The 6,636-nt window shown below is 71.7% G+C and carries 4 protein-coding genes; all 4 read left to right on the forward strand.

Translation table 11 applies throughout. The annotated features are described in order from the left end of the window. The first annotated feature begins 23 nt into the window (after positions 1-23). Positions 24-2,204, forward strand: a complete 2,181-nt coding sequence (locus B0W88_RS12485; protein WP_077034985.1) for a TonB-dependent receptor — start codon at positions 24-26, stop codon at positions 2,202-2,204. 10 nt (positions 2,205-2,214) lie between these two features. Continuing rightward, complete coding sequence (locus B0W88_RS12490) at positions 2,215-3,462, forward strand: MFS transporter (protein WP_158080850.1); 1,248 nt, start codon at positions 2,215-2,217, stop codon at positions 3,460-3,462. After that, complete coding sequence (locus tag B0W88_RS12495; RefSeq protein ID WP_077034987.1) at positions 3,459-4,580, forward strand: alpha/beta hydrolase; 1,122 nt, start codon at positions 3,459-3,461, stop codon at positions 4,578-4,580. The genes B0W88_RS12490 and B0W88_RS12495 overlap by 4 nt, the downstream gene beginning before the upstream one ends. After that, positions 4,577-6,636, forward strand: a 2,060-nt coding sequence (locus tag B0W88_RS12500; protein WP_077034988.1) for a M3 family metallopeptidase, incomplete at its 3' end; no start/stop codon positions are given. The genes B0W88_RS12495 and B0W88_RS12500, both read left to right, overlap by 4 nt.

Below are 6,636 nucleotides of genomic sequence, written 5' to 3' on the forward strand. Positions count from 1 at the left end.
TCGGCCCATCAAGGAGCATTCCCATGTCGAATTCCGCCGCCACGCCGCGTGCCAGCCGCCTCGTCGAAGCCTTGGCCATCGCCGGCCTGGTCGTCGTGCCCAACGTCCATGCACAGCAGACCGGCAAGACCGCCGACGATGCCCAGCAGCTCGACCGCGTCGTCGTCACCGCCAACAAGCGCATCGAGCCGGAGCGCAACGTCGCCGGCTCGGTCACCGTGCTCAACGGGGCGCAACTGGAAGCCATCGGCGCCAAGGACCAGGAGGACACGCTGAAGCTGACGCCCGGCGTGCAGTTCAACAAGGGCGACATCGGCAGCAACACGATCACGATCCGCGGCATCGGCACCGAGACGACCAACGAGGGCGGCGGCGCCCAGCAGCAGCCGACCGGCTTCTACGTGGAGGACGTGCCGCTGGTCTCGCCGCTGGGCAAGGGCATCGTGCCCGACCCCTACGCCTTCGACCTGGACCGCATCGAGGTGCTGCGCGGCCCGCAGGGCGCGCTGTTCGGCTCCGGCTCGCTGGGCGGCGCGGTGCGCTACCTGTTCAACAAGCCCAAGCTCGACAGCTTCGACGCCAGCGTGCAGCTGAGCTATGCCAAGGTGTCCGGCGGCGACAGCGCGCCCTCGATCGCCGGCATGGTCAACGTGCCGCTGTCGGCCAACGTGGCCGGCCTGCGCGTGGTCGCGTGGGACCGCGAGGATCCCGGCTATATCGACAACCTCGGCACGAAGACGAAGGACGCCAACAAGGTGAAGCAGACCGGCGTGCGCCTGCTGGCCACGGTGAAGCCCACCAACACGCTGGCCGCCACCTGGGTCGTCTCCACGCAGGACACGAAGCAGTCCGACACCTTCAGCGTCTCGCCCGACCCGACCAGGCTGGAGCACAACGCGCCGAACAACTCGGCCCGCAAGGTCACCGCCGACTTCTCCAGCCTGACGGTGGACTGGAACCTGGGCTCGCACACGCTGACCTCGGTCACCGGCTGGTGGCGCAGCAAGGAGACCAGCCTGATCGACGACACCGAGCTGTTCACCAGCGTGGGCCTGGCGCTGCCGCAGGTGACGCGACCGTCGGAGAGCCAGCTGAGCGCCCGCTCGGAGGAGCTGCGCATCGCCAGCAACCCCGGCGGACCTCTCAGCTACGTGGCCGGCGTGTTCTACCAGCGCAGCTCGGGCAGCGGCCACGCGAAGCAGATCGATCCGTCCGGCGCCTTCGGCCTGACCGACCTGGTGGACCTCGGCACCGACACCAGCGGCACCGAGACCGCCTTCTTCGCCGACGCCGAGTACGCCTTCGGCACCAGCGGCTGGAGCCTGGACCTGGGCGGCCGCCACTACCGCACTACGACGCACTATGTGCAGACCGGCACCACCTTCGGCGCGCCGTCCGACGTGGCGCCGCCGGACTCGAGGGACAGCGGCTTCACGCCCAAGGCCAGCCTCAAGTACCGTTTCGGCGACAACGGCATGTGGTACGCCACCGCCAGCAAGGGCTACCGCTACGGTGGCACGAACGGCACCGCGCCGTTCAAGACCTTCAAGTCGGACTCGCTGTGGAACTACGAGACGGGCCTGCGCCTGAACCCGGCCAAGGGCCTGCAGGTGGACCTGAGCGTCTTCCTGCTCGACTGGAAGGACGCGCAGTTCACCTACTTCACGACCGGCGCCGGCGGCCTGCCGGAAAGCGGCATCGCCAACGTCGGCCACGCGAAGAGCAAGGGCCTGGAAGCCTCGCTGCGCTATCGCGTCTCGTCGGCCTTCGACGTGTCGCTGTCGGCGGCCTACACCGACGCGAAGACCGAAGTGCCGGTCGAGGTGCCTAACGGCGCAGGTGCACTGACCGCGCCGGCCGGCTCGCGCCTGCCCGGCTCGCCCAAGTGGCAGGCCGCGCTGCAGGCGGGCTACCGCTTCGCCGGCCCGATGGAGACCAGCGGCCGCGTGTTCGGCACCTACGCCTACGTCGGCGACCGGGTCATGTACCTCAGCGGCAACAAGCCCGCGGGCTCGTACGACACGCTGGACCTCGGCACCTCCTTCGCCAATGATCACTGGACGCTCTCCGGCATCCTGTCCAACGTGACGGACTCCAAGGGCGTGCAGAGCATCACCGGCGCCCCGGCCGGCGTGGGCAGCTTCGCGCAGTACTTCCTGCAGAAGCCGCGCACCCTGACCGTGACGCTCCGATACGACTATTGATCCGATGACCATGGCACAGCCCACCCCCGATTCCCAGGCCAGCTGGCGCGTGCTGCTGGGCTGCTGCCTGGTCGCGCTGTTCGGCGTCACCGCGCTGTACGGCTCCACCTTCGGCCTGTTCCTGATCCCGATGACGCAGGACCTCGGCTGGACCCGCGCCGAGATCGCCTTCTCGATGACCCTGGTGACCTTCATCGGCCCGCTGAGCATGCCGCTGGTGGGCTGGGTGATCGACAACCTGCCGCTGCGCCCGCTGGTGCTCTGGGGCGTGCTGCTGCAGTCGGCCAACTTCGCCGCCTTCGGGCTTATGGACAGCCACGTCGCCGTCTACTACCTGCTCTGCGTGGCGCTGATGTTCAGCGCCACCGGCGCCTCGCTGCTGACGCTGGCCAAGATCGTCCAGCAATGGTTCGACGCCTCGCTGGGCAAGAGCCTGGGCATCCTGTTCGCGGCCACCGCCATCGGTGCGGTGATCCATCCGCCCTGGGTCGGCTGGGTGCTGGCGCACCAGGGCTGGCGCACGGCCTTCTTCGCGATGGGGCTGATCAGCCTGCTGCTGGGCGGCGTGGCGGCGCTGCTGCTGATCCGCGAGCGTTCGCCAGGCGCGCGGCGTGCCGCGGCCAGCACGGCGAAGACCGCCGGGCCGTCGATGCTGGGCTTCCTGAAGGACGCCACCTGGTGGTCGCTGGCCTGGTGGAACATGTTCTTCGGCTTCGCGATCGGCGCGCTGTCCATCCACTTCGCCGCGCTGCTGCAGGACCGCGGCCTCTCGCTGGCCCAGGCGGCCTCGATGCTCAGCGTGATGGGCATCGGCGGCTTCGCCGGCAACCTGCTCGCCGGCTGGCTGATCGACCGCTTCCCGGCCACCTGGCTGGCCCGCGGCTTCGTGCTGGCGCCGCTGGGGGCGGTGGTGCTGCTCTACTTCGGCCACGGCATCGCCGCGGCGGCGGTGGCGGCGCTGATGTTCGGCCTGTTCAGCAGCGGCGACCATGCGCTGGGCGCCTTCCTCGCGCGACGCTACTTCCCGGCCGAGGCCTATGGCCGCGCCAGCGCCACGCAGCTGATGGCGACGACGCTGGGCAGCGGCGTCTCGCCCTGGCTCTCGGGCCTGGTCTACGACGCCACCCACAGCTACGACGCCTCGCTGATGATGGCCGGCGCAGCCTTCCTGCTCGCGACGATGGCGGCCTGGCGGCTGCCGGCCGTCACGGCGGATGCCGAGGCGGCCGCCGCACCGGCCGTGGCGGTGGCGCGATGAGCAAGCTGCTGCTGTCCCTGCTGAGCCGCGATGCGGCCGGCCTGCTGCTGGCTGCGCTCGCGGGCCTGCTGCTCGCGCCGCTGAACCGGTGGCTGGCGCTCGCCGTCGCCCTCCTGATGGCCCTGCTGTCGCTGCGCTACCTGGCGATGCGCGCTGCCGTGCGCCGCCGCTTCCCGGCGCCGGGGCGGCTGGTGGACCTCGGCGGCTACCGCGTGCATCTGCAGGCCGAAGGCGAGGCCCGCGAGGGCCGGGCGCCGGTGCTGTGGTTTGCCGGCGGCCATGCGGCCGGCAACGCGATCCATCACCTGCATCGCGTCTTCCGCGAGCACACCCGCTCGATCCTGGTCGACCGGCCCGGCACCGGCTGGAGCGACGCCGGCCCCTTCCCGCGCACCACGGCGCGCGAGGCCGAGGAAGTGATCCGCGTGCTGGAACTGGCCGGCGAGCGCGGCCCCTTCGTCATCGCCGGCCACTCCTTCGGCGGCCTGCTGGCGGCCAATATCGCGCGCCGCCGGCCGGACCTGATCCACCGCCTGGTGCTGCTGGACCCGACGCCGCTGGACACCATCATCTACGGCCCGCCGCTGCAGGCGCTGCGCGAGTTCCGCATGGCGCCGCTGAAGGCCGGCCTGGCGCGGCTGTTCGGCGTCGACCTGATGAAGCGCCGGGCCGCCGAGCAGCGCGCGAACCCAGCCTATGCGGCCGTGCTGGAGGCGGTGGACCGCGAACTGGGCCCCGACATCATCGCCAGCCGCGCCATCGACGAGCGCGCCGCCTCCGACTTCACCCAGGCCTCCATCTATGCGGAGCTGACGCCGGTCGGCGCCGCCCGCGCCGCCTGGACCGGCGGCGTCTACGACGGCGACCTGGACGGTACCAGCGTCTGGCTGGTGGCGCCGAAGAACGACCTCGACGTGGCGACGCTGCCCGAGGCGCAGACCGCCGACGAGCGGCTGAACCAGCGCGTGATGCGGGTGATCGGGCGGACCCGCGAGCGCTACCTCGCCAGCTCCGACCGCTCGCGCCGCATCGTGGCGCCGCCCGGCTCCGGCCACAACTTCGTCTATGAGATCCCGGACTTCGTCATCGGCGTGATGCACGAGGCGATCGAACCATGAACAACGACATCCTGCTGCAAGACTGGGCCGGCCCGCTCGGCGGCCTGCCGCCCTTCGACGCCGCCACGCCCGAGGCGCTGGAAGCGGCCATGACCGAGGCCATCGCGCTGAAGCGCGCCGAGGTGCAGGCGATCGCCGCCAGCGCCGAGCCGCCCAGCTTCGCCAACACCGTCGAGGCGCTGGAGCGCAGCGGCCGGCCGCTGCGCCGCGTCACCGCGCTGTTCCGCCTGATGGCCGCGGCCAACTCGGTCGGCGAGATGCCCGCGGTCACCGCGCGGGTCACGCCGCTGCTGACCGGCCTGGACACCGGGATCCTGTTCGACCAGCGCCTGTTCGCGCGCATCGATGCGGTCCACGCGCAGCGCGAGGGCCTGCCGCCCGAGGCCCGGCGCCTGACCGAGGTGACCCACCGGCGCTTCGTGCGCGCCGGCGTGGGCCTGGCGCCCGCCGAGCAGCAGCGGCTCGCCGACCTCAACGCGCGCATCGACACGCTGGCCGCCCAGTACAACCAGCACCTGATCGCCGACGGCGGTTCGCAGTTCGTGTGGATCGAGGACGAGGCCGAGCTGGACGGCGTCCCCGCGCCGCTGGTGGCCGCCGCGCGGGCGCTGGCCGCGCAGAAGGGCCGGCCCGGGGCCTGGGCGATCCAGAACGCCAGGAGCGCCGTCTGGCCGGTGCTGACCCATGCCCGCCACCGCGGCCTGCGCGAGCGCGTCTGGCGCATGTGGAACGAGCGCGGCGACCACGCCGGCCCGACCGACAACAAGCCGGTCGCCGCCGAGATCCTGCAGCTGCGCGGCGAGAAGGCCCGGCTGCTGGGCCACGAGAGCTTTGCCCACATGGCCATCGGCGAGCGCATGGCCCGCCGGCCCGAGACGGTGATGGCGCTGCTGCAGAGCACCTGGCGCACCGTCCACGCGGTGGCGCTGCAGCAGATCGCGCAATACACCACCATCGCCCGCGAGGAAGACGGCCTGCAGGACCCGCTGCAGCCCTGGGACCGCCAGTTCTACGCCGAACGCCTGCGCCGCCGCGACCTCGGCTTCGACGGCGAGGCGCTGCGGCAACACCTGACGCTGGACAACGTCCTCGGCGCCATGTTCGACAGCGCCGCCCGCACCTTCGGCCTGCGCTTCATCGAGCGGCCCGAGGCGCCGCGGCTGCATCCGGCGGTGCGCGTCTACGAGGTGCGGCGCGAGGACGGCGCCCCGCAGGGCGTGCTGTACTTCGACCTGTTCAACCGCCCGGGCAAGATGCACGGCTCCTACCAGGCCGAGTACCGCACCGCGGAGCTCGACGCCGACGGCACGCGCGTGCTGCCGATCTCGGCCGTGCACTCGTCCTTCGAGCCGCAGCCGGGGCCCGGCGGCGAGATCCTGCTGCCCTTCGAGTACGCCAACGTCTTCTTCCACGAGTTCGGCCATGCGCTGCACATGCTGCTGTCGCGCGCGCCTTACCCCTCGCTGGGCAGCGTCGGCGTGCCCTGGGATTTCGTCGAGGTGCCGGCGCTGCTGAACGAGCGCTGGCTGCTGGACCGCGGCACGCTGGCCCGCTTTGCGCTGCACGCGCAGACAGGCGCCCCGGTGCCCGACGAACTGGTGGACCAGCTGCAGCGATCGCTGAAGTACGACCGCGTCTTCAGTCTCAATCTCGACTACCTGGCGCCGGCCATCCTGGACCTGCGCATGCACCTGCTGGCCGATGGCGCGCCCGGCCGCAGCTTCGACGTGGCCGCGCTGGAGGCCCAGGTCCTGCGCGAGCTTGACATGCCACCGGCCTGGGACACGATCATGCGGATCACCAGCAACTTCCACAGCTTCCCCGGCGGCTACGCGGCCGGCGTCTACGGCTACCTGTGGGCGGACGTGATGGCCGCCGACGCGGCCGAGGCCTTCCTGCAGAGCCCCGGCGGCTTCAACGACCGCGAGACCGGCCGCCGCTGGGACGCGGCGCTGCTCGGCGCCGCCTGGACGGTGGAGCCCGACGAGGCCTGGCGGCGCTTCCGCGGCCGGGCGGTGGACCCGGCGGCGCTGCTGCGGCGCTTCAGGCCTCCTGC

It is taken from the genome of Pelomonas sp. KK5 (assembly GCF_001984095.1).
GTDB lineage: Bacteria > Pseudomonadota > Gammaproteobacteria > Burkholderiales > Burkholderiaceae_C > KK5.

What these genes read in the sequence shown, in the direction of transcription:
- B0W88_RS12485 (WP_077034985.1), top strand. Translation starts at nt 24, where the DNA reads ATGTCGAATTCCGCCGCCACGCCGCGTGCCAGCCGCCTCGTCGAAGCC.
- B0W88_RS12490 (WP_158080850.1), top strand. Translation starts at nt 2,215, where the DNA reads ATGGCACAGCCCACCCCCGATTCCCAGGCCAGCTGGCGCGTGCTGCTG.
- B0W88_RS12495 (WP_077034987.1), top strand. Translation starts at nt 3,459, where the DNA reads ATGAGCAAGCTGCTGCTGTCCCTGCTGAGCCGCGATGCGGCCGGCCTG.